19 protein-coding genes are annotated in these 25,007 nt (G+C 67.9%); 8 read left to right on the top strand and 11 right to left on the bottom strand.

What is annotated here, in order from left to right; all coding sequences use genetic code 11:
* Positions 1-457: 457 nt before the first annotated feature.
* From DFR31_RS11600 to DFR31_RS11590, 3 genes are read right to left on the bottom strand one after another with little or no spacing between them, the layout of a single operon-like run.
* The gene (locus DFR31_RS11600; protein WP_121442856.1) at positions 458-1,936 is read right to left on the bottom strand and encodes an NAD(P)(+) transhydrogenase (Re/Si-specific) subunit beta; all 1,479 of its coding nucleotides are present in this window, start codon (positions 1,934-1,936) and stop codon (positions 458-460) included.
* Positions 1,937-2,251 (bottom strand): NAD(P) transhydrogenase subunit alpha part 2, encoded by a 315-nt coding sequence (locus DFR31_RS11595; RefSeq protein ID WP_121442855.1) that lies wholly within the window; start codon positions 2,249-2,251, stop codon positions 1,937-1,939.
* Entirely contained in the window at positions 2,248-3,381 is a 1,134-nt protein-coding gene (locus tag DFR31_RS11590; RefSeq protein ID WP_121442854.1) for a Re/Si-specific NAD(P)(+) transhydrogenase subunit alpha, read from the bottom strand. Before DFR31_RS11590 ends, DFR31_RS11595 begins: the two co-directional genes overlap by 4 nt.
* A gap of 483 nt (positions 3,382-3,864) precedes the next feature.
* Between DFR31_RS11590 and DFR31_RS11585 the strand changes: the two genes are divergently transcribed.
* The gene (locus DFR31_RS11585; RefSeq protein ID WP_121442986.1) at positions 3,865-4,419 is read left to right on the top strand and encodes an HNH endonuclease; all 555 of its coding nucleotides are present in this window, start codon (positions 3,865-3,867) and stop codon (positions 4,417-4,419) included.
* A gap of 9 nt (positions 4,420-4,428) precedes the next feature.
* Here the strand turns inward: DFR31_RS11585 and DFR31_RS11580 are convergent, their stop codons facing one another.
* Both DFR31_RS11580 and argS read right to left on the bottom strand, forming a co-directional pair.
* Entirely contained in the window at positions 4,429-5,103 is a 675-nt protein-coding gene (locus tag DFR31_RS11580) for an SPOR domain-containing protein (protein WP_211328299.1), read from the bottom strand.
* A 2-nt stretch (positions 5,104-5,105) separates the two neighbouring features.
* On the bottom strand, positions 5,106-6,866 hold the full coding sequence (argS, locus tag DFR31_RS11575; RefSeq protein WP_121442853.1) for an arginine--tRNA ligase: 1,761 nt from the start codon (positions 6,864-6,866) through the stop codon (positions 5,106-5,108).
* A 148-nt stretch (positions 6,867-7,014) separates the two neighbouring features.
* On the opposite strand from argS, the gene dinB reads away from it, so the two are divergent.
* Positions 7,015-8,082: a DNA polymerase IV gene (dinB, locus tag DFR31_RS11570; RefSeq protein WP_121442852.1), complete on the top strand. Its 1,068-nt coding sequence runs from the start codon at positions 7,015-7,017 to the stop codon at positions 8,080-8,082.
* Positions 8,083-8,088: 6 nt separating this feature from the next.
* Here the strand turns inward: dinB and DFR31_RS11565 are convergent, their stop codons facing one another.
* Positions 8,089-8,394, bottom strand: a complete 306-nt coding sequence (locus tag DFR31_RS11565) for a hypothetical protein (RefSeq protein WP_121442851.1) — start codon at positions 8,392-8,394, stop codon at positions 8,089-8,091.
* A gap of 324 nt (positions 8,395-8,718) precedes the next feature.
* On the opposite strand from DFR31_RS11565, the gene ruvB reads away from it, so the two are divergent.
* The 3 genes from ruvB to DFR31_RS11550 all read left to right on the top strand — a co-directional run bounded on the left by ruvB (position 8,719) and on the right by DFR31_RS11550 (position 15,356).
* Complete coding sequence (gene ruvB, locus DFR31_RS11560) at positions 8,719-9,765, top strand: Holliday junction branch migration DNA helicase RuvB (RefSeq protein ID WP_121442850.1); 1,047 nt, start codon at positions 8,719-8,721, stop codon at positions 9,763-9,765.
* A complete protein-coding gene (locus DFR31_RS11555; RefSeq protein ID WP_121442849.1) occupies positions 9,762-10,400 on the top strand; it encodes a class II aldolase/adducin family protein in 639 nt (212 codons plus the stop codon). The genes ruvB and DFR31_RS11555 overlap by 4 nt, the downstream gene beginning before the upstream one ends.
* 123 nt (positions 10,401-10,523) lie before the next feature.
* Positions 10,524-15,356 carry an NAD-glutamate dehydrogenase gene (locus tag DFR31_RS11550; protein WP_245971178.1) on the top strand — a complete coding sequence of 1,611 codons (4,833 nt, stop codon included), beginning with the start codon at positions 10,524-10,526 and terminating at the stop codon, positions 15,354-15,356.
* A gap of 13 nt (positions 15,357-15,369) precedes the next feature.
* Here DFR31_RS11550 and DFR31_RS11545 read toward each other — a convergent pair whose 3' ends face one another.
* Positions 15,370-16,530 carry an alkaline phosphatase family protein gene (locus tag DFR31_RS11545; protein ID WP_121442847.1) on the bottom strand — a complete coding sequence of 387 codons (1,161 nt, stop codon included), beginning with the start codon at positions 16,528-16,530 and terminating at the stop codon, positions 15,370-15,372.
* A 73-nt stretch (positions 16,531-16,603) separates the two neighbouring features.
* On the opposite strand from DFR31_RS11545, the gene DFR31_RS11540 reads away from it, so the two are divergent.
* The 3 genes from DFR31_RS11540 to DFR31_RS11530 are packed head-to-tail and all read left to right on the top strand — an operon-like array spanning position 16,604 to position 18,981.
* Positions 16,604-17,392 carry an alpha/beta fold hydrolase gene (locus DFR31_RS11540; protein ID WP_121442846.1) on the top strand — a complete coding sequence of 263 codons (789 nt, stop codon included), beginning with the start codon at positions 16,604-16,606 and terminating at the stop codon, positions 17,390-17,392.
* 56 nt (positions 17,393-17,448) lie between these two features.
* A complete protein-coding gene (gene xth, locus DFR31_RS11535; RefSeq protein WP_121442845.1) occupies positions 17,449-18,225 on the top strand; it encodes an exodeoxyribonuclease III in 777 nt (258 codons plus the stop codon).
* Between the two features lie 6 nt (positions 18,226-18,231).
* Positions 18,232-18,981 (top strand): GumC domain-containing protein, encoded by a 750-nt coding sequence (locus tag DFR31_RS11530; RefSeq protein WP_121442844.1) that lies wholly within the window; start codon positions 18,232-18,234, stop codon positions 18,979-18,981.
* 48 nt (positions 18,982-19,029) lie between these two features.
* Here DFR31_RS11530 and DFR31_RS11525 read toward each other — a convergent pair whose 3' ends face one another.
* From DFR31_RS11525 to DFR31_RS11510, 4 genes are all read right to left on the bottom strand, one after another.
* Positions 19,030-21,480 carry a mechanosensitive ion channel domain-containing protein gene (locus DFR31_RS11525; protein WP_245971177.1) on the bottom strand — a complete coding sequence of 817 codons (2,451 nt, stop codon included), beginning with the start codon at positions 21,478-21,480 and terminating at the stop codon, positions 19,030-19,032.
* Positions 21,481-21,598: 118 nt separating this feature from the next.
* Entirely contained in the window at positions 21,599-23,026 is a 1,428-nt protein-coding gene (locus DFR31_RS11520) for a malonyl-CoA decarboxylase (protein ID WP_121442842.1), read from the bottom strand.
* Complete coding sequence (locus tag DFR31_RS11515) at positions 23,026-24,342, bottom strand: TRAP transporter large permease (RefSeq protein ID WP_121442841.1); 1,317 nt, start codon at positions 24,340-24,342, stop codon at positions 23,026-23,028. Before DFR31_RS11515 ends, DFR31_RS11520 begins: the two co-directional genes overlap by 1 nt.
* On the bottom strand, positions 24,339-24,965 hold the full coding sequence (locus DFR31_RS11510; protein ID WP_121442840.1) for a TRAP transporter small permease subunit: 627 nt from the start codon (positions 24,963-24,965) through the stop codon (positions 24,339-24,341). Before DFR31_RS11510 ends, DFR31_RS11515 begins: the two co-directional genes overlap by 4 nt.
* Between the last annotated feature and the right edge of the window lie 42 nt (positions 24,966-25,007).

Raw genomic sequence — 25,007 nt, 5'->3', positions numbered from 1 at the left:
TCCTGTTCGCTGCCCTTACGGGCCTTGTCACGCGGGGCTTGCGCCCCGTCTCCCCTCGGGAATGTCACGAACCGGCTCCCGCCTCTGCGGCGATCCAGACCTTCGGCGCTTTACCTTTCGCCAACATGATCCAGACCTTCCAGTGTCCGGGACTGAGGAAGCATCCCGGAGTGGGTCTTGACGACCTGTTGTTGACGTAGCGGATTGGTTACCGCTCTCCCTGGTCAACCGAGCTTGCCTTCACAAGCTCCGGCCTTCAGGCCGGGGTAGTTGACCGGGACTCCTTCGACGGATAGCTCGCGACGGATAGCTCGGTTCGTGCCCATCAGGCGGCACCCTCGATTGCCCCCATTGTAACGGGCGTCGGGCCGACCCGCGGCGCCGGCACCCCCATGAAAAAGGGGCCGCCCCCTCGCGGAGACGACCCCTGCCTTGGCCCGGGTACGGGCGGGACGAGTTACAGCGTCTTGACGGTCTGGATCATGCCGTTGACCACCTTCTGCGCGTCGCCGAAGACCATGCGGGTCTTCTCGTCGAAGAACAGGTGGTTCTCGACACCGGAGAAGCCGGCGCCACGGCCACGCTTGACGATCAGCACGTTGTCGGCCTCGTCCACGTCCAGGATCGGCATGCCGTAGATCGGGCTGCTCTCGTCGGTCTTGGCAGCGGGGTTGACCACGTCGTTGGCGCCGATGACCAGGACCACGTCGGTGGTGGCGAACTCGGCGTTGATCTCCTCCATGTCGAAGATCTTGTCGTAGGGCACCCCGGCCTCGGCCAGCAGCACGTTCATGTGACCCGGCATCCGGCCGGCCACCGGGTGGATGGCGAACTTCACCTCCACACCCTGCTCCTCGAGCAGCTCGACCATCTCCCAGACCTTGTGCTGGGCCTGGGCCACGGCCATGCCGTAACCCGGCACGATGATGACCTTCTCGGCAAAGCCCATCATGTAGGCCGCATCGTCCGGACCCACTTCCTTCATCTCGCCTTCGGGGCCGTCGCCGCCGGCATCCGGGGCCGCGCCGAAGCCGCTGAACAGCACGTTGCTGATCGGGCGGTTCATCGCCTTGGCCATCAGGTGGGTCAGCAGCATACCCGCGGCGCCCACCACGATACCGGCGATGATCAGCGCCGGGTTACCCAGCACGTAACCCTTGAAGCCGACCGCCAAGCCGGTCAGGGCGTTGAGCAGGGAGATGACCACCGGCATGTCCGCCCCGCCGATGGGGGTGGTGATGAACATGCCCAAAAGGAAGGCAGCCAGGAAGAACAGGAAGATCGGCAAGCCGCTACCGCTGAAAAACACCCAGATGCCCAGCAGCACAGTGGCCGCGGCCAGCAGGATGTTGACGTACTGGTGGCCACCCACCAGCTTGTTCCGCTTCATGCGGCCGTCCAGCTTGGCCCAGGCGATCACCGAGCCGGAGAAGGCGACGGTACCGATCACCGCACCCAGCAGGGCGAGGATGGCCACATCGGCGCCCAACCAGCCACCGATGCTGCCGCCATCTATCAGCCGCAACGCGGCGTCCAGGGGCAGGTTGTGGCTGGCCGCCACCGTGGAGGCCTCGTCGACGGCCACCGTGTGCAGCTCACGTTGCGCCTTGACCAAGGAGACCGCGGCGATGAGGCCGGCGGAACCGCCACCCAGGCCGTTGTAGATGGCCACCATCTGCGGCATCTCGGTCATCTCCACCTTCTTGGCGGTGACGTAGGCGAAGGCACTACCAATGGCGATGGCCAGAATGATGAGCACGTAGTTGGTGGTGCCCACGATGACCGGTTCGAAGAAGGTGGCCACGGTGGCGATCACCATGCCCACCCCGGCCCAGACGATACCCTTGCGGGCCGTCAGGGGGGAGGCCATGCCCTTCAGCCCGAGGATGAAGAGCAGCGCCGCTGCGAAATAACTGAACTGAATCACGAGAGACATTTACTTGGCTCCCTGCTTCTTGTCCTTGTCGCTGGACTTGAACATTTCCAGCATGCGTTCGGTCACCACGTAACCGCCGACGGCGTTACCGGCACCCAGCAGCACGGCCAGGAAGCCCAGCGCCTGCTCCAGCGGCGTCTGGGCCATGCCCAGGGCCGCCATGGCGCCCACGACGACGATGCCGTGCACGAAGTTGGAACCCGACATGAGCGGGGTGTGCAGGATGACCGGCACCCGTGCGATGACCTCGTAGCCGGCCACCGCCGAGAGCATGAAGACGTAGATGGCGATAACGCCCGTCATACCTTCGATCATGACTTATCTCCTTCCAGACGCGCCCGGGTGGGATCATGCTTGACCTCGCCACCGTGGGTCAGGCAGCTGTCGGCAATGACCTCGTCATCCCAGTTGAGGTGCAGCTCACCCTCCTGAATCAGCAGGGTCAGCAGGTTGTAGAGGTTGCGCGAGTACATCTCACTGGCGTGGACCGCCACAGAGGCGGGCACGTTGGTGGGCCCAACCACCACGACGCCGTTGTGGTCCACATCCTTGCCGGCCTCGGTCAGTTCGCAGTTGCCGCCGGTCTCCGCCGCCAGGTCGACGATCACCGAACCGCGACCCATGCGCTCCACGGTTGCCTTGTCGATGATCTTCGGCGCGGGGCGTCCGGGAATCGCCGCCGTGGTGATCACCACGTGGGAGGCCGCGATGTGATCATTCAGCACCTCGGCCTGCTTTTTCTTCTCTTCCGCCGTGAGCTCGCGGGCGTAGCCCCCTTCACCCTCGGCCTTCACCCCGGTGTCAACGAACTTCGCCCCCAGCGACTCCACCTGCTCGGCGGTGGCAGAGCGCACGTCGTAAGCCTCCACCTGCGCGCCGAGACGGCGGGCGGTGGCGATGGCCTGCAGGCCAGCCACACCGGCACCGATCACCAGCACCTTGGACGGACGGATAGTGCCGGCCGCGGTGGTCAGCATGGGGAAGAAGCGCGGGCTGCGCTCGGCGGCGATCAGTACCGCCTTGTAGCCCGAGATCGCGCCCTGGGACGAGAGGGCGTCAATGGCCTGGGCGCGGGAAATACGGGGCACCAGCTCCATGGACAGGCTGGTGACATTGCGTTTGCACAGCGCTTTGATGCGGCTGTCGCCCTCGTGCGGAGCCAGGTAGCCCAACAGCACGGCGCCCTCGCGCATCATGCCCACCTCCTTCTCGGTGGGCGGCTGTACCTTCATGACCACATCCGCCTGACCCAGGAGCTCCTCTTCGGAGTCCACGATCTTGACGTTCTTGTAGTCCGCGTCATCAAAGCCGCTCTCGAGACCAGCTCCTTTCTGCAGGAGGAGCTCTACCCCAAGTTTCTCGAACTGCCGTAGTGCCGCCGGTGCGAGGGCCACGCGCCGCTCACCCGGACGGGTCTCCTTAGGCACGGCTACTTTTACTGCCATGGTTTTGCTCCCATTGGTTCCGCGCCACTGCGCGGGGTTCTGGTTCTAAGAGTTTGGTTTTGCCGACAATTAATCGTCGGCGTACCGATGGTTTTAACTCTTGCCAGCGAAGCCTGCCACTGCAATGTGGCATGCGGAACCGACGAATGCTAGCGGAAAGGCTTTTTCATGTGAACCTTGGCCGCCACCGCGGACCGCGACACATTGCCGCACCCTGACCTCGTTACAGGCCAGGTCCTATACATGAGTTACGTGAGTCAGCCATATTAGCAGACGCGTGACCGATTGCACGCCCGAAGGGCTTCATCAGGCTGAAACAGCCGGCCGGCAGCATGCAAAAGGCGTCGTGGCAGGCCGTAAAAATCTTGATCCCGGTGTCGATTTCTGCAATAAAGGGGCCAGGATACGACGCTCAAGCCTGTAACTGGAGGGGCTGGCGTGAACTTACTGGCGCACCGCATACTGCGCACCGATGTATCCGGCATGCCGCTGGAGTGGGTCGACTACCAGGAAGCGGCACGGCTCTACTACCTGGAACAGGTGGTGTACTCGGTAGGGCGCAGGTTGTACCGGATCTGGGGCGGCTTCAATGCCCGAACGGGGCTAAGGAGTCACCTGGACTTGCACAGCATAGTGGCCACGGAAGGCGCAAGGCAGGCTCGCTTCAAAGGACGCCCCGGCTACATTCCCCCGCTTAACAATCAGACCCTCTTCCGCCGCGACGACCACTTCTGCCTCTACTGCGGCGACCGCTTCCCTGACCGTTTACTCTCCCGCGACCACGTCACCCCCGTTGCCCAGGGCGGCGCCGATCACTGGAACAACTTGGTCACCGCCTGTAAGCGGTGCAACAACCACAAGGGGGCCCGAACGCCGGAGGAGGCTGGCATGGAGCTGCTGGCGGTGCCCTTCACCCCCACCCATGCCGAATACGTCTACCTTCAGGGCCGGCGCATCCTGGCCGACCAGATGGAATTCCTGCGCGCCCACTTCCCACGAACCAGCCCGCTGCGCGAGCGCGGCACACGCTACGGCTGACGCTGCCGGTCAACTGCTGGCGCGCATGCGCAGGGTTTCGTAACCGTTGTCCTCCAGGCGCGCCCGGATGCGGTCTAACCGCTCGCCATCGTCAAAGGGCCCCACCTGAACCCGGTGACGCACCTGGCCGCTGTCCAGTTCCACCCGCTGAATGCGCGCCTCCACGCCCAGCAGGGCCAGACTGGCGCGCATGCGCTCGGCGTCCTCTTCCCGGCCAAAGGAGCCGGCCTGAAGCAGGTACTGGTAGCCGGGCTCCACCTCGGTGGGTTGCCGGCTGGCCTCCGGCGCCTCGCCCGGCACCTCCCGGGCCCGGTCCGAGGGCGCCTGGTCCGTGGTGTCCTCGCGGGCCGCCTCGGGCACGGCCACTTCCTCCTCCGGGAGCAGGGTGTAGAACTCGAAGCGCGGCCGTTGCTGGGTCGGCTCGGGCTCGGACTCGGGCTCGGCCACCTGCTGCTGTGCCGGTTGCTCCACGGCGGGCTGCTCGCCGTCACCGAAGGTGATGTTCAGGCGGCCATCCTGGTGGGCCTCCCAGGCCAGCACCAGGCCGGCCCCCAGCACCACACCCACCAACAACAGCGCCCAGCCCGGCGCCCCGCCGCCACCCCCGGCGGAGCCGCCGGACTTCCTGCGCGGGGCCTGGCGGGTCGCGCCGCGACTGGGCTTCTTGCGTGGCCGCTGTGCCATGATTACATCCGCTCCGGGGCCCTCACGCCCAGCAGTTCCAAGCCGTTGCGCAACACCTGCCGGGTGGCCGCCACCAGGCAGAGGCGGGCATCGCGCAGGCCCTCGTCCTCGACGATGAACTGGTGGGCGTTGTAGTAGGTGTGCAGGGCGTTGGCCAGCTCGCGCAGGTAGGCGGCCACCTGGTGTGGTTCATGGGCTCGCGCGGCGGACTCGATCACCTCCGGGTAACGCCCCAGCTCGGTGACCAGCGCCTGCTCGTGGTCCTCCCCCAGCCGGTCGAGGGCGGCGAGGCCGCGCTCGCGGTCCCAGCTCAGGCCCTTCTCCTCCAGCTGGCGGAAGACGCTGCAGATGCGGGCGTGGGCGTACTGCAGGTAGTAGACCGGGTTGTCGGAGGATTCGGACTTGGCCAGCTCCAGGTCGAAGTCCATGTGCTGCTCGGGCTTGCGCATCACGTAGAAGAAGCGCGCCGCGTCGTCGCCCACCTCGGCGCGCAACTGGCGCAGGGTGACGAACTCGCCGGAGCGGGTGGACATCTGCAACCGCTCCCGGCCCCGGTAGAGGATGGCGAACTGCACCAGCCGTACCGAGAGCCGCTGCTCGTCCTCGCCGAAGGCGGCCAGCGCAGCCCGCACCCGGGGCACGTAGCCGTGGTGATCGGCGCCCCAGACGTCCACCAGCTGGTCGAAGCCGCGCTGCAGCTTATCCAGGTGGTAGGCGACATCGGAGGCAAAATAGGTGGTCTGGCCATTCTCCCGGCGCAGCACCCGGTCCTTGTCGTCGCCGAACTCGCTGGAGCGGAACCAGAGGGCGCCCTCCGCCTCGTAGGTGTGGCCCGCCTCGGCCAGCTTGGCCAGCGCCCGGTCCACCCGCCCCGTCTCGGTGAGCGAGCGCTCCGAGTACCAGTTCTGGTAGGTGACGCCGAAGCCGGCCAGGTCATCGCGGATATCGGCGAGTATGCCGTTCAGCCCCTCATCGAAGACCTGCCGATACCCCGCTTCACCCAGCAGCTCCCGGGCCCGGGCCACCAGGGCGTCAATGTGCTGCTCCTTGTCGCCCCCCTGCTCGGCATCCGGCGGCAGGTCAGCCATCACCGCGTCGGCCGGGTGGCGCAGCGCATCCCCCACCTGCTCCGCCAGCCCGGCGGCGATATCGGCCACGTAGCCGCCCCGGTAACCATTGTCGGGGAAGCGCACCGCCTCGCCCCGCGCCTCCAGGTAGCGCAGCCAGACCGAGGCGGCCAGGATGTCCATCTGGCGGCCGGCGTCGTTGACGTAATACTCGCGGTAGACGTCGTAGCCCGCGGCATCCAGCAGATCCGCCAGCGCCGCGCCGAAGGCCGCGCCCCGCCCGTGGCCCACGTGCAGCGGCCCGGTAGGGTTGGCGGAGACGAACTCCACCATCACCTTGCGCCCGCCCCCCAGGTCGCTGCGCCCGAAGGCTCCGGCCTCGTCCAGCGCCTGGCGCACCGGTGCCCAGGCCGCGGCCGGGGTGAGGATGAAATTGATGAACCCCGGGCCGGCGATCTCGGTGCGGTCGATGTACTCGGAGGCGGGCAGTGCGCCCACCAGCGCCTCGGCGATCTCCCGGGGCTTGCGCCGCGCCGCCCGGGCCAGCATCATCGCCGTGTTCGCCGCGTAATCGCCGTGGGCCCGGTCGCGGGCCCGCTCCACCTGGATGTCCACTTCGGTGTCCGGGGGCAGGAACCCCTCATCACACAGGCGGCTCACGGCCTGTTGCAGGCAGTCGGCGATATGCTTTTTCATGCGGCGAGTCCGTTGCTGAACTGTTGATTCGGAAAGGGATTGGCGGGCGCAGTCTAACCGGCCGCTGTCCGGCCATAAAGCACCCCGTGGTGGAAGCGCCCTACTATACCAGCCGAGGCCCCGTTGCGCCGCAACAGACACCCCCGCGATGAGCCAGCGCAAGATCATCCACGTGGACATGGACGCCTTCTACGCCTCGGTGGAGCAGCGCGACCAGCCCGAGCTGCGCGGCCGGCCAGTGGTGGTGGGCGGCAACCCCAACGGACGGGGCGTGGTGGCCGCCGCCAGCTACGAGGCCCGCCGCCACGGCATCCACTCCGCGATGCCGGCCTGGCGCGCTGCCCGCCTCTGCCCGGACGCGGTCTTTCTGCGCCCGCGCTTCGAGGTCTACCGCGCCGTCTCGGCTCAGATCCAGGCGATCTTCCGCGACTACACCCCGCTGGTGGAACCGCTCTCGCTGGACGAGGCCTATCTGGATGTGAGCGACTGCCCCCGGCTGGAGGGCTCCGCCACCCTGATCGCCCGCGAGATCCGCACCCGCATCCGGGAGCAGACCGGGCTGACCGCCTCCGCCGGGGTCTCCGGCAACAAGTTCCTGGCCAAGATCGCCTCCGACCTGGACAAGCCGGACGGCCTGTACGTCATCCCGCCGGAGCAGGCGGCGGCCTTCGTGGCGGAACTGCCGGTGGGCAAGATCCACGGGGTGGGCCAGGCCACCCAGGCAAAGATGCAACGGATGGGCATCCACACCGGCGCGGACCTGCGCCGGCTCTCCCTGCTAGAGTTGCAACGCGCCTTCGGCAGCCGGGCACGCTTCTACCACGACCTCGCCCGGGGGGTGGACGAGCGGCCGGTCCGGCCAAGCCGGGAACGCAAATCCGTGGGGGCCGAGACCACCTTCGGCCAGGACCTCACAGACCCGGCAGACATGCTGGACCGGCTCGCCCTACTGGCCGACAAGGTGGCCGCCAGCCTGGAACGGCGCCGTCTGGCCGGCCGCACCGTGACGCTGAAGGTGAAATACCACGACTTCCGCCAGATCACCCGCAGCCTCAGCGGCGACCCGGTGCAATCGGCCGCGGACATCCGCACCCGCCTGCCGGCCCTGCTGCAGGACACCGAGGCCGGCCGCACCCCCGTGCGCCTGCTGGGCGTCACCGTCTCGGGCCTGGTCACCGTCACGCCGGACCAGGCCCGGCAACTTGCCCTGTTCTGACGCGCCCTAGTCCGAGGCCGGGCGACCCGTGGAGGCATCACGTCCCCGCAACCACCCCAGGATATCGCCGAGCAGGCCATAGACCGCGCCGCCGGCGACCATCACGGCGAACATGAAGGCCGCGACCACGCCGATGCCCTCCCAGAGATCATCGCCAGCGAGCACACCAGCCAGCGACAGCAGCCAGCGGACAACCAGCAGCACCATCACGGCACCGATCATGCCGGCACCATAAAGCAGCGCATCCAAGACCTTCTCATTGCCGGAGGCATCGTCCTCGGGCCGAGCGGCCTGTTTCTGAGCGTCTGCCATCTCACACCTCGCCAAGCAGCTGAACTACCCTGATTGCGCGCAGATTAGCACAGCGGCTGGCAGCCCATTACAATCCGTGGCAGGTGCGGGGCTCGAGACGGGGTGTCAAAACCCGCGGGCCGACTTTTGCGCACCGAGCAACGGAGCGAAAAATCGGGAAAAGTGCGTGCCTGTCCGAGCGAAGCGAGTTCACGCGCGCCGATTTTTCGTGAGTAGCGCAGGGCACCCCGAAGGGGTGCGCAATCGGAGGCCCGCGGGTTTTGACACCCCGTCTCGAGCCCCACACCTGCCATACCCACGCACACCAACAACCCCAGGGCCGCGATGAACGACCGCCTGATCACCCCGGACGCCTCCGGCGACGACGAAGCCATCGACCGCGCCATCCGGCCGCGCCGCCTGACCGACTACATCGGCCAGCCCGCCGTGCGCGAACAGATGGACATATTCGTGCACGCCGCGCGCGGCCGCAGCGAGGCCCTGGACCACACCCTCATCTTCGGCCCCCCAGGCCTGGGCAAGACCACCCTCGCCCACATCATCGCCAACGAGATGGGCGTGAGCATGCGCCAGACCTCCGGCCCGGTGCTCGACAAGCCCGGCGACCTGGCGGCCCTGCTCACCAACCTGGAGCCCCACGACGTCCTCTTCGTGGACGAGATCCACCGCCTCTCCGCCGTGGTCGAAGAGGTCCTCTACCCCGCCATGGAGGACTTCCAGATCGACATCATGATCGGCGAGGGCCCGGCGGCGCGCTCCATAAAACTGGACCTGCCCCCCTTCACCCTGGTGGGCGCCACCACCCGCGCCGGCCTCCTCACCTCGCCGCTGCGCGATCGCTTTGGCATCGTCCAGCGGCTCGAGTACTACAACGTGGCCGACCTCACCGGCATCGTGAAACGGTCCGCCCACCTGCTCAACCTCTCCATCGACGAGACCGGCTGCCGGGAGATCGCCGGCCGCGCCCGTGGCACCCCGCGCATCGCCAACCGGCTGCTGCGCCGGGTACGCGACTACGCCGAGGTGCGCGCCGACGGCCACATCAGCGGCGAGGTGGCCCACGCCGCCATGGAGCTGCTGAACGTGGACCGCAACGGCTTCGACGAGCAGGACCGCCGCCTGCTGCTGGCCATCATGGAGAAGTTCGACGGCGGCCCGGTGGGCCTGGACAGCGTGGCCGCCGCGATTGGCGAGGAGCGCGGCACCATCGAGGACGTGGTGGAGCCCTACCTGATCCAGCAGGGCTACCTCATGCGCACGCCCCGGGGGCGGATGGCCACCCGCAACGCCTGGCTGCACTTCGGGCTCAACCCGCCCAGCCAGCCGGACACCGCCCCCGATCTCTTCCAGGACAGACCGGAGCGGCCGTGAGCACCGCCGCCGAGCTGCTGGATGCCGCCCGCCAGCTGGAGGCTCTGGGGCTCAACCAGGGCACCGCCGGCAACCTGAGCGTGCGCAGCGGCCCAGGCAGCAACCAGGGCTTCTGGATCACCCCCTCCGCGCTACCGCTGGCCACGCTCGCCCCCGACGATATGGTCTACATGGGCCTCAACGGCCACCCGCGGGGCCGTCACCGCCCCTCCTCCGAGTGGCGCTTCCACCGGGACATCCTCGTGGCCCGGCCGGAGGTGCAGGCCGTGGTGCACACCCACGCCCCCTACGCCACGACCCTTGCCTGCCAGCGCCGGCCGGTGCCCGCCTTTCACTACATGGTGGCGCTGGCCGGCGGCCACGACATCCGCTGCAGCGACTACGCCACCTTCGGCACCCAGGCCCTGTCCGAGGCCGCGCTGGAGGCGCTGGAAGGCCGCTGGGCCTGCCTGCTGGCCAACCACGGCATGATCGCGCTGGGCGGCGACCTCACCGCTGCACTGGATATGGCCCGCGAGGTGGAGTACCTCTGCCGGCTCTACCACCAGACCCTGCAGACCGGCCGCCCCCACCTGCTGGATGCCGCCGAAATGGACCGCGTGCTCGCGCGTTTCGTGGACTACCGCCGGCGCTGATCCCGCCACCGCAGAACCGCACCAACCAGGCCCCAAAACCCCGCCCCCCTGCGCTACTCTGGAAGGTAAGCCACCCGGCCCCATAACCCATCAAAAAAAGCCAGAACGCTGGAAGGAGGCGGAATGGTCTACGCCGTTGACCGGGAGCACGACGAACTGGTTCAGGTGGTCATCGACCAGGCCCAGCAACGCTGGCCCGATAATAAGGCTGAGGAGGTCGCGCGCTTCCTTCACATCTATTACGAGGACGCCTCCCCCGACGACCTGACCCAGCGCGACCCCAACGACCTCTACGGCGCGGCGCTCTCCCACTGGCAACTGGCGCAGAAGCGGCGACCCGGCATGCCGCTGATCCAGGTCTACAACCCCTCACCGGAGCGCCACGGCTGGGAATCCACCCACACCATCGCCCAGGTGGTGACCGACGACATGCCCTTCCTGGTGGACTCCCTGTCCCTGGCCGTAAACCGCTTGGGGCTCACCCTGCACCTGGTGATCCACCCCGTACTCCGGGCCGAGCGCGACGGCAGCGGCCGGCTGCAGCACCTGGAGGCGCTGGACCCGGATGCCAGCGACGTGACCGGGGCCGAGGCCTTCATGCACTTCGAGGTGGACCACCAGTCCGGGACCGAAGCGCTGAACGCCCTGCGCGAGGAACTGGAAAGGGTTCTGCGCGCGGTGCGCCGGGCGGTGGAGGACTGGCGGCCCATGAAGGACCGCATGCGTCGCTGCATCACCAACCTGAAGCGCACCCCGCCGCCGGAAAACGATGATGAGCTGAGCGAGGTCTGCGCCTTCCTGGACTGGCTGACCGACGACCACTTCACCTACCTGGGCTACCGCAAGTACGACCTGCGCGAGGAGCGGGGGCAATTGCAACTGCGGTCGCATCCGGAGACCGGGCTGGGCATCCTGCGCGACGCCCCCGACAGCCACTCCACCAGCTTCGCCACCCTGCCGCCGGAGGTGCGGCGCAAGGCGCAGGACCCCTGCCCGCTGGTGATCACCAAGTCCAACTCCCGCTCCCTGGTCCACCGCCCGGGCTACATGGACTACATCGGCATCAAACGGTACGACCGCAACGGCAAGGTGATCGGCGAGCACCGCTTTCTCGGCCTGTACACGTCGGCGGCCTACAACCGGAATCCTCGCACCATCCCGCTGCTGCGCCGGCGCATCCACCGGGTAATCGACCGCTCCCGGCTCCACCCGCGCAGTCACGCCGGGAAGGCGCTGGTCAACATAATGGAGACCTACCCCCGGGACGAGCTCTTCCAGATCGACACCGAGCGGCTATACCGGACCGTGCTGGGCATCCTGCACCTCCAGGAGCGGCAACGGGTGCGGCTGTTCGTGCGCCATGACGACTACCAGCGCTTTATCTCCTGCCTGGTGTACGCCCCGCGCGAACGCTACAACACCGAGATCCGCGAGCAGATGCAGGCCATCCTGCAGGAAGAGCTGGGTGGCTCGCGCAGCGAGTTCACGGTGCAGTTGTCGGAGTCCGTACTGGCCCGCATCCACTTCATCATCCGCCTGGACCAGCCGGGCATCCCGGAGTACGACATCGCTGCACTGGAGCGGCGGTTGGCCGCCACCATGCGCTCCTGGCAGGACGACCTGCACGACGCCCTGGTGGAGCACTTCGGCGAGGAGCGGGGGAACGCCCTGCACAACCGCTACGGCCACGCCTTCAGCGCCGCCTACCGGGAGGATGTCTCGGCGCGAACCGCGGTGCTGGACGTGGGCCGCATGGAGCGGCTGGATGCCGGCGGCCTGGCCATGAGCCTGTACCGGTCGCTGGAGTCGCCCCCGGACGAGTTGCGCCTCAAGCTGCTCAAGCTGGGCGAGCCCATCGTGCTCTCCGACGCCCTGCCGGTGCTGGAGCACATGGGCGTGGAGGTGCTCGACGAACGCCCCTACGAGATCGCCCCCAGCGGGCGCCCGATCGGCTGGATGCACGACTTCGGCCTGCGCTACCCCGGGGCGGAGGACCTCAACCTGGACGCGGTGCGCGACCCCTTCCAGGAAGCCTTCATCCGCATCTGGCAGGGCGAGATCGAGGACGACGGCTTCAACCGGCTGATCCTCGCCGCAAGGCTCAAACCCCGGGAGGTGGTGATCCTGCGCGCCTACTGCAAGTACCTGCGCCAGGCGGGCACCCCCTTCAGCCAGCGTTACATCGAGGACACCCTGAGCAACAACGCCGAGATCTCGCGGCTGCTGGTCCGCCTGTTCCGGGCCCGCTTCCACCCCCGGCATAACGACCCGCGCCGGGAGGCCCGGGTGGTCGCGGAGATCGAAACCGCCCTGCGCGATGTCGCCAGCCTGGACGAAGACCGCATCCTGCGGCGCTATCTGGCGGCCATCCAGGCCACTCGCCGGACCAGTTACTACCTGGGCGAGTCGGACGGGGCACCGGTGGAGGCCATCGCCTTCAAGCTCAGTCCGGAACATATCCCGGCCGTGCCCCGCCCCCACCCCTGGGCGGAGATCTACGTGTACTCGCCGCGGGTGGAGGGCGTGCACCTGCGCGGCGGCCCTGTGGCCCGGGGCGGGCTGCGCTGGTCGGACCGGCGCGAGGACTTCCGCACCGAGATCCTGGGCCTGATGAAGGCGCAGACGGTGAAGAACGCCGTGATCGTCCCGGTGGGTGCCAAGGGCGGCTTCGTGGTCAAGCGCAGCCTGGAGGACCGCGAGGCCATGGCGCAGGAGGTGCGCAGCTGCTATCAGGGCTTCATCCGCGCCCTGCTGGATGTCACCGACAACATGGTCGAGGGGCGCACCGAACCCCCGCCGGAGGTGGTCCGCCACGACGAGGACGACCCCTACCTGGTGGTGGCCGCGGACAAGGGCACCGCCACCTTCTCCGATCTGGCCAACTCCATCGCCGAGGCCTACAACTTCTGGCTCGGTGACGCCTTCGCCTCCGGCGGCGCCCACGGCTACGACCACAAGAAGATGGGCATCACCGCCCGCGGCGCCTGGGAGGCGGTGAAACGCCACTTCCGCGAGTTGGGCCGCGACATCCAGAACGAGCCATTCACTGCCGCCGGCATCGGCGACATGTCCGGTGACGTGTTCGGCAACGGCATGTTGCTGTCACGCCATACCCGCCTGGTGGCGGCCTTCGACCACCGGCATATCTTCATCGACCCGGACCCGGATGCCGAGCAGGGCTACGCTGAGCGCGAGCGGCTGTTCCGGCTGCCCCGCTCCTCCTGGGCGGACTACGACAAGTCCCTGATATCCGAAGGCGGCGGCATCTGGCCGCGCACTGCCAAGTCCATCACCCTCACCCCGCAGGTGCGGGAGGTGCTGGCCATCGACGCCCAGCAGCTGACCCCGGCGGAGCTGATCCGCGCGATCCTGGCCGCCCCGCTGGACCTGCTCTGGAACGGCGGCATCGGAACCTACGTCAAGGCCAGCAGCGAGAACCACGGCGACGTGGGGGATCGCAGCACCGAGGACACCCGCATCGACGCCAGCGAGCTGCGGGTGCGGGTCTTCGGCGAGGGCGGCAACCTGGGCATCACCCAGCGCGGCCGCATCGAGTTCGCCCGCCGCGGCGGACGGATCAACACCGACGCCATCGACAACTCGGGCGGGGTGGACTGCTCCGACCACGAGGTAAACATCAAAATACTCCTCAAGGAGGTGGTGGACGCCGGGGACCTCACCGTCAAACACCGCAACCAGCTGCTGGAGGACATGACCGAATCGGTGGCCGAGCTGGTCCTGGCGGACAATTACGCCCAGACCGGCGCGCTGTCGCTGGCCGAGGCGGCCGCGCCGCAACTGCTCAACGAGCAGGTCCACTTCATCCGCCGGCTGGAGCGGGACGGGCGGCTGAGTCGTCGCCTGGAGGCCCTGCCCGACGAGGAGGAACTGGCGGAGCGGGCCGCGGCAGGTCAGGGCCTGACCCGCCCGGAGACGGCGGTGCTGCTGGCCTACGGCAAGATCGTTGCCCAGGAGGCCCTGGCGCGCTCCGACCTGCCGGAAGCCCCCTGGCTGCAGGACGTGCTGCACGCCTACTTCCCGGCCCCCATCCGCGAGCGCTGGGGGGAGCGCATCAGCAATCACCGCCTGCGTCGGGAGATCATCACCACCCAGGTGGCCAACCTGTTGATCAACCGCCTGGGCCCGACCTTCTTCTTCCGGCTCGGGGAGAAGGCCAGCGCCCCGCCCGATGCGGTGGCCCGGGCGGCCTACGCGGCCATGGAGATCTTCAGCCTGGGCGGGTTGTGGCACGCGGTCTGCGGGCTGGACAACCGGGTGGCCGCCAGCCACCAGACCACCATGCTGCACGCCGCCCAGGCGCTGCACGAGCGGGCCACCCTCTGGCTGCTCCGCAACCTGGGCGCAAGGCTGGATATCGGCGAGACGGTACAGCGCATCCAGCCCCTGGTGGCTCCGCTGCAGCCGCAGCTGGTGGACCTGCTGCCGGCCCAGGACCGGGATGACCTCGCTGTCCAGACGGCCGCGCTGGAGGCCGGGGGCGTACCTGCGGAGCTGGCCCGGCAAGCCGGCACGCTGGAAGCGCTGTACCCGGCGCTGGACCTGGTCAAGGTGGCCCAGGAGACCGACTGCGACCTGGACCGGGTCGCCCGCCTCTACTTCGGACTCGCCCAGCAGCTGGGCCTGGACTGGCTGCGGCGCGCGATCACCGAGTTCAGCCCGGCGGATGCCTGGCAGGAGCGGCTCCGACTGGGTCTGGAGGAGGATTACTACCAGCAACTGCGGGAGCTGACCCGCGACCTGGTCCGGGACAGCGACCCGGACCAGGCGCCGGAGGAGTGCCTGTCGCAGTTCCTCAGTGACTACGGCACCGCCGTGGACCGGGTGGAACAGATTCTCTCCGAGCTGCGCTCCGTGGGCCACGTGGAACTGCCCATGCTGGCGGTAACCACCCAGGAGCTGAAGAACCTGGCCCAGGCCGGCGCCACCGGGCCATAGCCCGGTCGCCGGGTCAGTCGCAGGCGGCGGCGATCAGCGGCACCCGCATCTCGGCGCCGCTGGTCCCGCCATGCACCCCGATCAGGCGGAAGGGGTCATCGCCGTTCATCTGCTGGTGGATCACGCGGTTGTCCCGCATGACCAGCGCATAGTCCCCCAACCGGCTCAGCAGCCGGGGATGCGCCGGTCCCGGTCCCAGCCAGCCGCCCTGCACCAGTTCATTGGGCGTGTGCACATCGCACCAGCCGGCCAGCGGGCCGTGCACATAGGCCAGAAAGTCATCCTCGGCGCCGGGGCGAAGGTAGCAGTAAGCCGCCCGCGGCTCGCCGCAAACCGGGCGCGCCAACGTGGCCAGCAGGTCCGGGTGCTCGGCCACCTCCAGCACCCGGTCCGGGGCGGTGTCGATCAGGCCGTGGTCGGCGGTCACCAGCAGCAGGGTATCAGTGCCGGCCAGTTCCTGGCGCAATTCATCGAAGGCCGCATCCAGTGCGGCGAAGTGGGACTGGACCTCGGTGCTGGCCATGCCGTACTGGTGGGCCAGGCTGTCCAGCCTGGGCCAGTAGGCGTAGACGTACTGGCGCTGCTCCGCCGACTGGATCAGGCCGGCCACGGTGTCCACGTAGTCGGCCAGGTCGGACACCCCGTGGCGCCAGGCCTGGCCGCCGGTGGCCAGGTTGTACGTGGAGTCGGCGATCTCCGCCGGCATCACCAGGTGGGCCTCGGCGTCCAGCAGGTCGGCCAGCGGCGGCTGCTCCAGCACGCGCACCGCGTCCGGGTCCACCTCGGCGATGGTCTCGCGGGTCACCCGGTCGCGGAAGGGCAGCACCGTGCAGACCCGGTCCAGTTCCTCCATGTACATGTGCCACCCGGTCACCCCATGCTGGCGCGGCGTCATGCCGGTGGCGAAGGTGGTGACGGCAATGGCCGTGGCCGAGGGGAACACGGAGGTCAGCTCGCCCAGCAGGTAACGGCGCAGCAGGGCGTCCCGATAGCTGACCAGGTACTCATAACCGAGCCCGTCCAGCATCAGCAGCACCACGTGGCGGGCGCGGCCGATCTGGTGGGCCGGCAGCAGCCGTGCCTCGGGGATGCCGACACGTGGTGCGCCCAGCCCCCGGCTGATGCTGGCCATCAGGTTGACGATGCTGCCGCCTCGATAATCGGGCAAGATCATGGGTTCGCGACTCCTGCAGCGGCGATGCCGACAATGGCATCATGGGCCACCTTAACAAGCACCTGACGACTTTATGACTGAAATACTCCGACTGAACAAGACGGAACGCGGTGACGGGCCGCCGTTGCTGATCCTCCACGGGCTGTACGGCTCCAGTGCCAACTGGTCGCGGCACGCCCGCTGGCTGGCCGAGCGCTACCGGGTCATCCTGCCCGACCTGCGCAACCATGGCCGCTCGCCGCACCACCCGCGCATGGACTACCCGGCCATGGCCGCCGACCTGATCCAGCTGCTGGACGACTGCGACTGCCCGCAGGCGGTGGTGATGGGCCACAGCATGGGCGGCAAGGCGGCCATGGCGATGGCCCTGGCGCACCCGGAACGGGTACGGGCCCTGGTGGTGGCCGACATCGCCCCGGTGAACTACGGCACCGCGGACCACGGCCACGACGACATCCTCGACGCCATGGCCGGGGTGGACTTTGGCCGGGTGGCGGGGCGCGAGGACGTGGACGCCGCGCTGGCACGGGTGGTCACCACCCCCATGGTCCGGCAGTTCCTGCTGACCAATCTCCAGCGCGAGGGCGACGGCTGGGGCTGGCGCCTCCCGGTGGCCACGCTGCAGCAGGCCCTGCCGCTGCTGATGGATTTCCCGGCGTATGACGACCAGTACCGGGGGCCGAGCTTGTTCATCCACGGCCAGCGCTCCGACTACGTGCAGGCGGAACAAGCACCCGCCATCCGGCGTCTGTTCCCGCAGGCGGAGATCACCGGGGTGCCGGGCGCCGGCCATTGGCTGCATGTGGAGCAACCCGAGCGCTTCGCCGAAGCCCTTGGCGACTGGCTGAGCCACCACACCTGACACCGAGCCCCGCTACCCGGGGCGAGAACCCCCTGATAAACGGAACCACCATGTCGATGAAACTCGCTTCCTGGAACGTCAATTCACTCAAGGTACGCCTGCCCCAGGTGCTGGACTGGCTGGCGAGCCGGCAACCGGACATCGTCGGGCTGCAGGAGACCAAGCTGACCGACGACCGGTTCCCGGTCGAGGCCCTGAACGAGGCCGGTTACCAGGTGGCCTACGCGGGCCAACCCACCTATAACGGGGTCGCGGTGCTCGCCCGCGGCCAGGCGCCGCAGGACGTGGTGCGCGACATCCCCGGGCTGGAGGACCCGCAGCGCCGGGTGCTGGCCGCCACGGTGGGCGATCTTCGTTTCATCAACCTCTACGTGCCCAACGGCTCCGAGGTGGGATCGGAGAAGTACGCCTACAAGCTGGACTGGCTGGCCCGGCTGGCCGACTGGCTGGCGGAGGAGCGCGCCCGCCACGACAAGCTGGTGGTGGTGGGGGATTTCAACATCGCCCCGGACGACCGCGACGTCCACGACCCGGAGGCGTGGCACGAGAAGATCCTCTGCTCCACGCCGGAGCGCGAGGCGCTGGCCCGTCTCACCGGTGGCCTGGAACTGGCCGATACGTTCCGGCTGTTCGATCAGCCGGAGAAGACCTGGTCCTGGTGGGACTACCGGATGAACAACTTCAAGCGCAACCGGGGCCTGCGCATCGACCTGATCCTGGGCAGCCCGGCGCTGCGCGAGGCCTGCACCGCCAGCACCGTGGACCGGGAGCCCCGGACCTGGGAGCGGCCGTCGGACCACGCGCCGGCGGTGGCCGAGTTCGACCTGGGTTAAGGGCACATGCTACGTACCCTGCTCAAAGGCCTGGTCATCCTCTGGTGGCAGAAGTACTGGCTGCTCGGGACCGTTGCCCTGGTACTGGGCGGTGCCGGCGCCTACCACCTGCTCAGCAGCCCGGTTTACGAGAGCGAGGCGGTGATCAACACCGGGCTGCCGCCGGGGGTAAGCGATTACGCCGATGAGACCGAGGCGATCATCGAGCGCTTCCGGGTCGCTGAAGGACTGGAGGATGAATCCGCCCTGCTGGCCCTGGAGACCGACAGCGACCGGGTCCATCTGCGGGTACAGGGTGAGAGCGCCGAGGCGGCGGAACTGCTGGCCGAAGACCTGTCGCGCGGGCTGCTGAGCGAATTCCGCAGCCATCACCACGGCCAGCGCAGCCGGCTTGAGGACGCCCTGGAGGGGCTGGACAGCCGCATCAGCGACCTGCGCGGCACGCTCCGACGGCTCTCGGCGGATCGGCCGGAGGAAGTGGACAACCTCTACCTGGCCACCCGAGCGCTGGTGGAGGACAGCGGCCAGGAACGGCTGGAACGCCTGGAGGCGGAACGCGCCGATCTGGCCAATCAGCTGGAGCGGCTGGAACAGCCCGGCCCGGGCATGCTGCGCCAGGCCGAACTGCCCGACGGCCCGAGCCGCCCGGATTACGGCACGCTCTGGAAGGTAGCCGGCGTCCTCGCCGCCCTGCTGGGTCTGCTCAGTATCATCCTCGCTCAGCAGCGCCAGGACCGGCGCCGCCGGCAGGGCTGACGCCCACCGGTCGGAGAGCCCGCTCAGGCCGCCGGCCGCGGTTCAGCCTCAGTCCCCCTCCTCGTCGTAGTCCTCCCACTTCTTGGGGTTGGGCCGGGCGTCCTTCCGGTCCACATCCGGTGCCTCGTGCCGCCCAGGGGCAGCGGTGCCCCGGCCGGGCATGGCGGCCTGCTCCGACCCACTCGCCGCCTGCAGCCCCGCGGCCCCGGCCACGCCCTCCAGCACCTTCACGTTGGCGTTGACCGGCGGCGCACCGCCCTCCTTGTCGCTGCCAAAGTAGAGGGTGAGGTGCGGGAACGGGATCTCGATACCGGCCGCATCCAGGTGGCGCTTGACCAGGCGGTTGTAGGCCCGGCCCACGGCCCACTGCATGCCGCCGACAGTCTTGATCCGCACCCGGATGTTCACCGAGCTGTCCGCCAGCGCGGTCACGCCGAAGACCTCCAACTCCGGGCTGAGGATCGCGGGGGCCAGCTCCTCGTCCTGCAACAGCTCGGCGAAGGCCTCGCGCAGCCGCACTATGGTTTCGTCGATGTCCTCGCGGTAGGCGATGCCGTACTCGCCCACGTGGTAGGCGTACTCCCGGTTGTAATTGGAGACGCTGTCCACCGAGGAGAAGGGCACGATGTGGAAGGTGCCGGACAGATCGCGGATGCCCACCGAGCGGATAGTCAGCTTCTCCACCGTGCCGGTGATCCCGGCCGCGGTGACCACATCGTCGGTGTTGATGGCGTTCTCCAGCTGGATGAACACCCCCGTAATGATGTCCTGCACCAGCTTCTGGGCACCGAAGCCCACCGCCAGACCGATAACACCGGCACCGGCGATGAGCGGGCCGATGTTGATGCCGATCTCCGCCAGGACGATCATCAGGGTCAGCGTCACCAGCACCACCAGCACGGCGTTGCGGAAGATGGCCAGCAGGGTGCGCTCGCGGCTGGTCGGCTCGCCGACACCGGTCTCGGGGTTGAGCCGGTGCTCGATCCAGCTGGCGATGGCGATCCAGATCAGCACGGCGGCCGACAGGATGATGGCCACCGTCACCGCCTTCAGGATCACGGCCGCACCGGCGTCGGAGACCACCCAGGCGGTGAAGTTGAAGATACTCCAGGCGTCCAGCACCATCGCCAGCACCGCCAGCACGATCACCAGCCGGATGATCTTCAGCGCCGTGGGCACGAAGGCGTTCAGCCGCGCCTCCAGCAGCGGGAAACGCTCGCGGGTCTCCGCCGGCACGCGGATGCCGCGGCTGATGAACTGGGTCAGCAGCAGCGAGATCAGCACACCGACACCCACCACCACCAGGGTCTGCACCGTGGCCTGGGCCATGAAGGGCAGGGCCGCCTCCGGGTGCGTGATGGTAACAACGGCAAGCGCGCCGACGTAGGCGATGGCGATGAGGTGCCAGAGCTCAGCCAGCATGGAGAGCACCACCTTGGTAAAGCCCAGGCCCGCCTGGCGCGCCTGGGCCTGCAGCTTGTCGTGCACCGGCTTGCGGTTCTGCAGGATGATCACCAGGGCCTGGATGAAGGCCAGCAGCATGATCAGCAGCGCCAGGGCGCGGCCGAAGCCCTCGCTGACGGCGACGGACAGGATCGGGACGACCAGCAGCATGCCGTAGCCGACAAAGCCCACCAGCCGGGCGATCCAGGCATTCCAGTAGGCAGCGTCCTCCTCGCCCATGGGCAGCAGCCGCAGGCCCTCGTGGCGGGAGGCGAACACCACCCGCAAGACCGCCTTGGCCACCTCAACCATCAGGAAGGCGTTGAGGAAGAGCGACTGGCGGGTCTCCATCGCCCCGGCGTCCCCGAAGACGAACAGGGACAGGGCGTAGCCGGTGACCCAGGCCAGCAGGATCACCACCAGGTCGATGACGGCGGCCACCACGATGCCCACCGCACGGCGGAGCATTGTGGCCAGGGTCAGCAGGTTCTCGACCGGACGGCCGGAGAACCGGCCTCGGCGCTTTTCCCCGGACTCGGGCGCCTGGGCGGGCGGTGTAGCCACCGCCCACCGGCTGAGCACGTCGAACAGGGGTTTGGCCAACCGCCGAAACACGAAGAAGACGGCGACCGTGGCCACGATCAGGATAAGCAGTTCAACCAGGCCATCGGCCAGGTTGAACCAGACCGCGCCCAGGCCATCGTCGGTGGCGCCGGTGAGGGCCGAGGCGGCGGCCCGCGTCTCGTCCACCACCGTCTGCGCGAACTGTTGGGTCAACTCCGCCACGTGCCGGACCAACGAGCTTCCCGCCGGCGGCGCCTCCTCCGCTGCCGGCTCCGCGGTTTCCGCGGCCTCCAGGCCCCGCAGCTCGTCGATGAGCCGTTGGCGTGCCTGGTTGTCCTCGAGGATTTCCGCCAGCCGGCTGCTGGGCGAGTCCGCCGGGTCCGCATCACCCTCCCCGGCCACCGCCGGGGTGAATGCGAACAAGAGTGCGAGCAACAGACCAGAAAACAGCGGCCACGGGATCAGACGGCAAAACAGCAGCGATCGGGACACGGGCCACTCCATGTTGTTGTCAGGCGTTCAGCTGGGCCGGACAGGTTACCGGCACCCAACTGAAAAGCCTATGGGGTTATTCGGGAACCCGCAACGATAGAGCCGTACCCGCCCCCGTTCAACCGGTGGTTCTGGAGCGCGAAGCGCCGGTCTTGGTGGCATTGCCGTCCCAGGCGGCATTGATGCGCTTCTGCTGCTTCTGCAGGTTGCGCGACAGCACCACCTCGCCGGTCTTCACGAACCGCTCGTGGTTTTCCTCCACGGCCTCCGCGATATACCGGTAATTGACCATCATCCCGTAGGAGGCGTCCATGCGCGTCTGTGAATGGTCGGCGAAGGGGTCGATCTGCTCCAGGCGCGCGCCGTTGCTGAGGTGGAACCGGGCCACCGCATCGGCCACGGTATCGTGGCGGCGCACCCGTGTGAGGTAGGCGAGCAGCAGACGGGACATGGGTTCCGCCAGCACTTCCTGATGGCTCAGCGGCGCTTCCAGCAACTGGTGGAGTGCATCCACCGGGTCCGACACACCCGCCGCCACGGTCAGCGCCTCGGCGTCGTCCTGGATCAACGCGGCGATGCGGTCGCGGGTGAACCCATCCGCGTAGTCACCCTCCATCCGCAGGGCGCGCGAGAACCCGGGTACCGGCGAAAGCGTCGCGTAGCGCTCCACATGGGGGAACTCGCTGATCAGTTCGCCCATCACCTGCTTGAGCAGGAAGTTGCCGAAGGAAACGCCGCGCAGCCCCACCTGGCAGTTACTGATGGAGAAGAAGATCGCGGTATCCGCCTCGTCGTTGTTGCCGACGGGCGACTCCGGATCGAGCAACGGCGCGGTGTGGGTGGCCAGCCCCTGGACCAGGGCCACCTCCACGAAGATCAGCGGCTCGTCCGGCAAGGCCGGGTGGAAGAAGCCGAAACAACGCCGGTCCGACGCCAGCCGCCGCCGCAGATCGTCCCAGCTCTGGATGGCGTGCACCGACTCGTACTGGATCAGCTTCTCCATGAGGCGGGCCGGGCTGCGATCCCAGCTGATGCGCTGCAACTGCAGAAAGCCGGGGTTGAACCACGACTTCAGCAGGTGCTGCAGGTCGCTGTTCACCGGCTTCAGTTCCGGGTGGGCCTTGAGCTGGCGCAGCAGGGTCTCGCGCAGCCGCACCAGCACCCGGGTGCCGTCCGGCGCCCCGTTCAGGCGCCGGAACACCTCCTGTCGCGGCGGCTCCACCACCCGCAACAGCTCCTGCAGGTCCGCCGTCTCATCGCTCTCGCGAAAGCGCTCGGCCGCGGCCAGCACGGTGTCCCGGTCCGGGCCGAAGCGCTCGGCCAGGAGCTGGAGGAAGCGGGTCTTGCCCGCCTCGTCCAGTCCATCCACCGCGCGGACCACCTCGCGGGCCAGCGCCACCCCGGAGGCCTCGCCGCGGCTGGTCAGCAGCGCGCGGCAGTTCTCCTCCAGGCGTTTCATGACATCCGGGTTCTGGTTGGGCCGTGACAGGCCCAACCCCCGGTCCGCCACCTGGTCTACCAGGCGATTCCACCAACGGTTTCTCATCACATCGGCCCCATCAGCATGTCAGGCAGGCCCGTGGCGATCCACGGGAAGAAGCAGAGGATGACGATGGACAGCAGCATCAGCAGCATGAAGGGCAGGGAGCCCCAAAGGATCTTGGAGAGCTTCACATCCGGTGCGATACCCTTGAGCACATAGAGATTCAGCCCCACCGGTGGTGTGATGAGCCCTATCTCCAGGTTGATGGTCATGATGACGCCGAACCAGATCGGGTCGAAGCCCGCCTCCACCACGATAGGCAGCAGGATGGGCGCGGTCATCGGGATGACGGCCACCGGCGGCAGGAACAGGCCGGCGATCAGCAGGAAGACGTTGATCAGACCCATCAGCACCCAGGGGTTCACGTCCAGGGCCCCCACCGACGTGGCGATCGCCTGAGTGACGTAAAGCTGGGAGAGCATGAAGCCGAACAGCCCCGCGCAGCCGATGATCATCATGATCATCACCGACTCTTTGGTGGTGGTGCGCAGGATGCGCCACAGGGCCTGGGGCTGCCACACCCTGTAGATGGCGATCACCAGCAGTACACAGAAGACCGCACCCACGCCGGCCGCCTCGGACGGTGTCGCCACCCCGCCGTACAGCGCCCACATGATGAAGACGATGACCGCGAAGAAGGGCAGCAGCTTGGGCACCATCGAAAAGCGCTCGGCCCAGCTGTAATGCGTCCCGGAATCCATGCTCCGCAGCGCGCCATCACGCCAGGCCATGAACACCGCCCAGCAGGAGAACATGAAGATGAGCAGCAGGCCCGGGAACACGCCGGCCAGAAAGAGCCGGCCGATGGACAGCTCGGTGCTGACCCCGTAGATGATCATGGTCACGCTGGGCGGAATCAGGATGCCCAGGGTGGACCCGGCACCGATGGCCCCGCAGGTCAGGCCCTCCGGGTAGCCGCGCCGGCGCAGCTCCGGAATGCCCATCTTGCCGATACCGGCACAGGTGGCCGGAGACGAGCCGTTCAGCGCAGAGAACAGACCGCAGGCACCGATGTTGGAGACGAGCAGCCCGCCGGGCACCTTGTACAGCCAGCGATGCAGCGCCTCATAGAGGTCGGCACCGGCCCGCGACGAGGCGATCGCCGCCCCCATCAGTATGAACATGGGGATGGAGAGCAGCGTGAACTTGTTCATCGATGCGTAGAGCATCTCCCCCACCATCTCCAGGGCGAAGATGCCCTCGAACAGGAAGAGGAAGAGGACTGCAGTGGCGCCCAGGGCGAAGGCCACGGGGGTCCCCAGCAGCAGAATGACCATCAAAACGGCCAAAATGACCAATGCAAGTACAAATTCATTCATTTTCCGCTCCCCCCATGGGCGTCAACCACATGCCGGGCCTGCGCCACTGCCGGGTGACCTTTGTCGGCATTTTGGGCGGCGCCACCCTGCGACTCCGACTCCTCCTTAAGGATCTGCTCGGCCTCAAGCGTGAAGGGCTCCTCCACGCCCATGACGATGGCCGCGGTCTGCGCGATGTATTGCAGGGCGAGCAGGATCATGCCCAGGGGCAGGAAGGTCATCGGGATCCACAGCCGCGGGCGCCAGACCGATTCCGAGCGCCAGCCGGTCTCGAAGTACTCGAGCCAGAGCATGAAGCCGGTGTAGGCCACGATGACGATAAAGGCGAACGCGATGAAGTTGCCGATCAGCGCCAGCGCGAGCTTGCCCCTGGGACCGAGCAGCATCGGCAGCAGGTCCACGTTGACGTGGCCGCGCTCGTGCAGCACGTAGGGGCTTGCCAGCAGGGTGGCACCGAGCAGCATGAAGGTAACGAACTCGGTCTGCCAGATGGTCGAGGTGCCCATCACGTAGCGCATGAACACCATCTGACACACAACCAGGGCCGCGACGACGATCATGATTGAGGCTACCGTGGCCGCGGCCCGGGAGAGCGCAGTAACCCCGCGAATAAACCAAAGCATGTTTCTCACTCCCGATAGCGGGTGCCGTCGTCGCAACGACCC

This window comes from Alkalispirillum mobile (assembly GCF_003664325.1).
Classification (GTDB): Bacteria; Pseudomonadota; Gammaproteobacteria; order Nitrococcales; family Halorhodospiraceae; genus Alkalilimnicola; species Alkalilimnicola mobilis.
This window is presented reverse-complemented; position numbering and strand designations above follow the sequence as displayed.

Bases quoted from the DNA above. Each gene is read 5' to 3' on its own strand.
- DFR31_RS11600 (WP_121442856.1), bottom strand. From the start codon at position 1,936: ATGTCTCTCGTGATTCAGTTCAGTTATTTCGCAGCGGCGCTGCTCTTC.
- DFR31_RS11595 (WP_121442855.1), bottom strand. From the start codon at position 2,251: ATGATCGAAGGTATGACGGGCGTTATCGCCATCTACGTCTTCATGCTC.
- DFR31_RS11590 (WP_121442854.1), bottom strand. From the start codon at position 3,381: ATGGCAGTAAAAGTAGCCGTGCCTAAGGAGACCCGTCCGGGTGAGCGG.
- DFR31_RS11585 (WP_121442986.1), top strand. From the start codon at position 3,865: ATGCCGCTGGAGTGGGTCGACTACCAGGAAGCGGCACGGCTCTACTAC.
- DFR31_RS11580 (WP_211328299.1), bottom strand. From the start codon at position 5,103: ATGGCACAGCGGCCACGCAAGAAGCCCAGTCGCGGCGCGACCCGCCAG.
- argS (WP_121442853.1), bottom strand. From the start codon at position 6,866: ATGAAAAAGCATATCGCCGACTGCCTGCAACAGGCCGTGAGCCGCCTG.
- dinB (WP_121442852.1), top strand. From the start codon at position 7,015: ATGAGCCAGCGCAAGATCATCCACGTGGACATGGACGCCTTCTACGCC.
- DFR31_RS11565 (WP_121442851.1), bottom strand. From the start codon at position 8,394: ATGGCAGACGCTCAGAAACAGGCCGCTCGGCCCGAGGACGATGCCTCC.
- ruvB (WP_121442850.1), top strand. From the start codon at position 8,719: ATGAACGACCGCCTGATCACCCCGGACGCCTCCGGCGACGACGAAGCC.
- DFR31_RS11550 (WP_245971178.1), top strand. From the start codon at position 10,524: ATGGTCTACGCCGTTGACCGGGAGCACGACGAACTGGTTCAGGTGGTC.
- DFR31_RS11545 (WP_121442847.1), bottom strand. From the start codon at position 16,530: ATGATCTTGCCCGATTATCGAGGCGGCAGCATCGTCAACCTGATGGCC.
- DFR31_RS11540 (WP_121442846.1), top strand. From the start codon at position 16,604: ATGACTGAAATACTCCGACTGAACAAGACGGAACGCGGTGACGGGCCG.
- xth (WP_121442845.1), top strand. From the start codon at position 17,449: ATGAAACTCGCTTCCTGGAACGTCAATTCACTCAAGGTACGCCTGCCC.
- DFR31_RS11530 (WP_121442844.1), top strand. From the start codon at position 18,232: ATGCTACGTACCCTGCTCAAAGGCCTGGTCATCCTCTGGTGGCAGAAG.
- DFR31_RS11520 (WP_121442842.1), bottom strand. From the start codon at position 23,026: ATGAGAAACCGTTGGTGGAATCGCCTGGTAGACCAGGTGGCGGACCGG.
- DFR31_RS11515 (WP_121442841.1), bottom strand. From the start codon at position 24,342: ATGAATGAATTTGTACTTGCATTGGTCATTTTGGCCGTTTTGATGGTC.
- DFR31_RS11510 (WP_121442840.1), bottom strand. From the start codon at position 24,965: ATGCTTTGGTTTATTCGCGGGGTTACTGCGCTCTCCCGGGCCGCGGCC.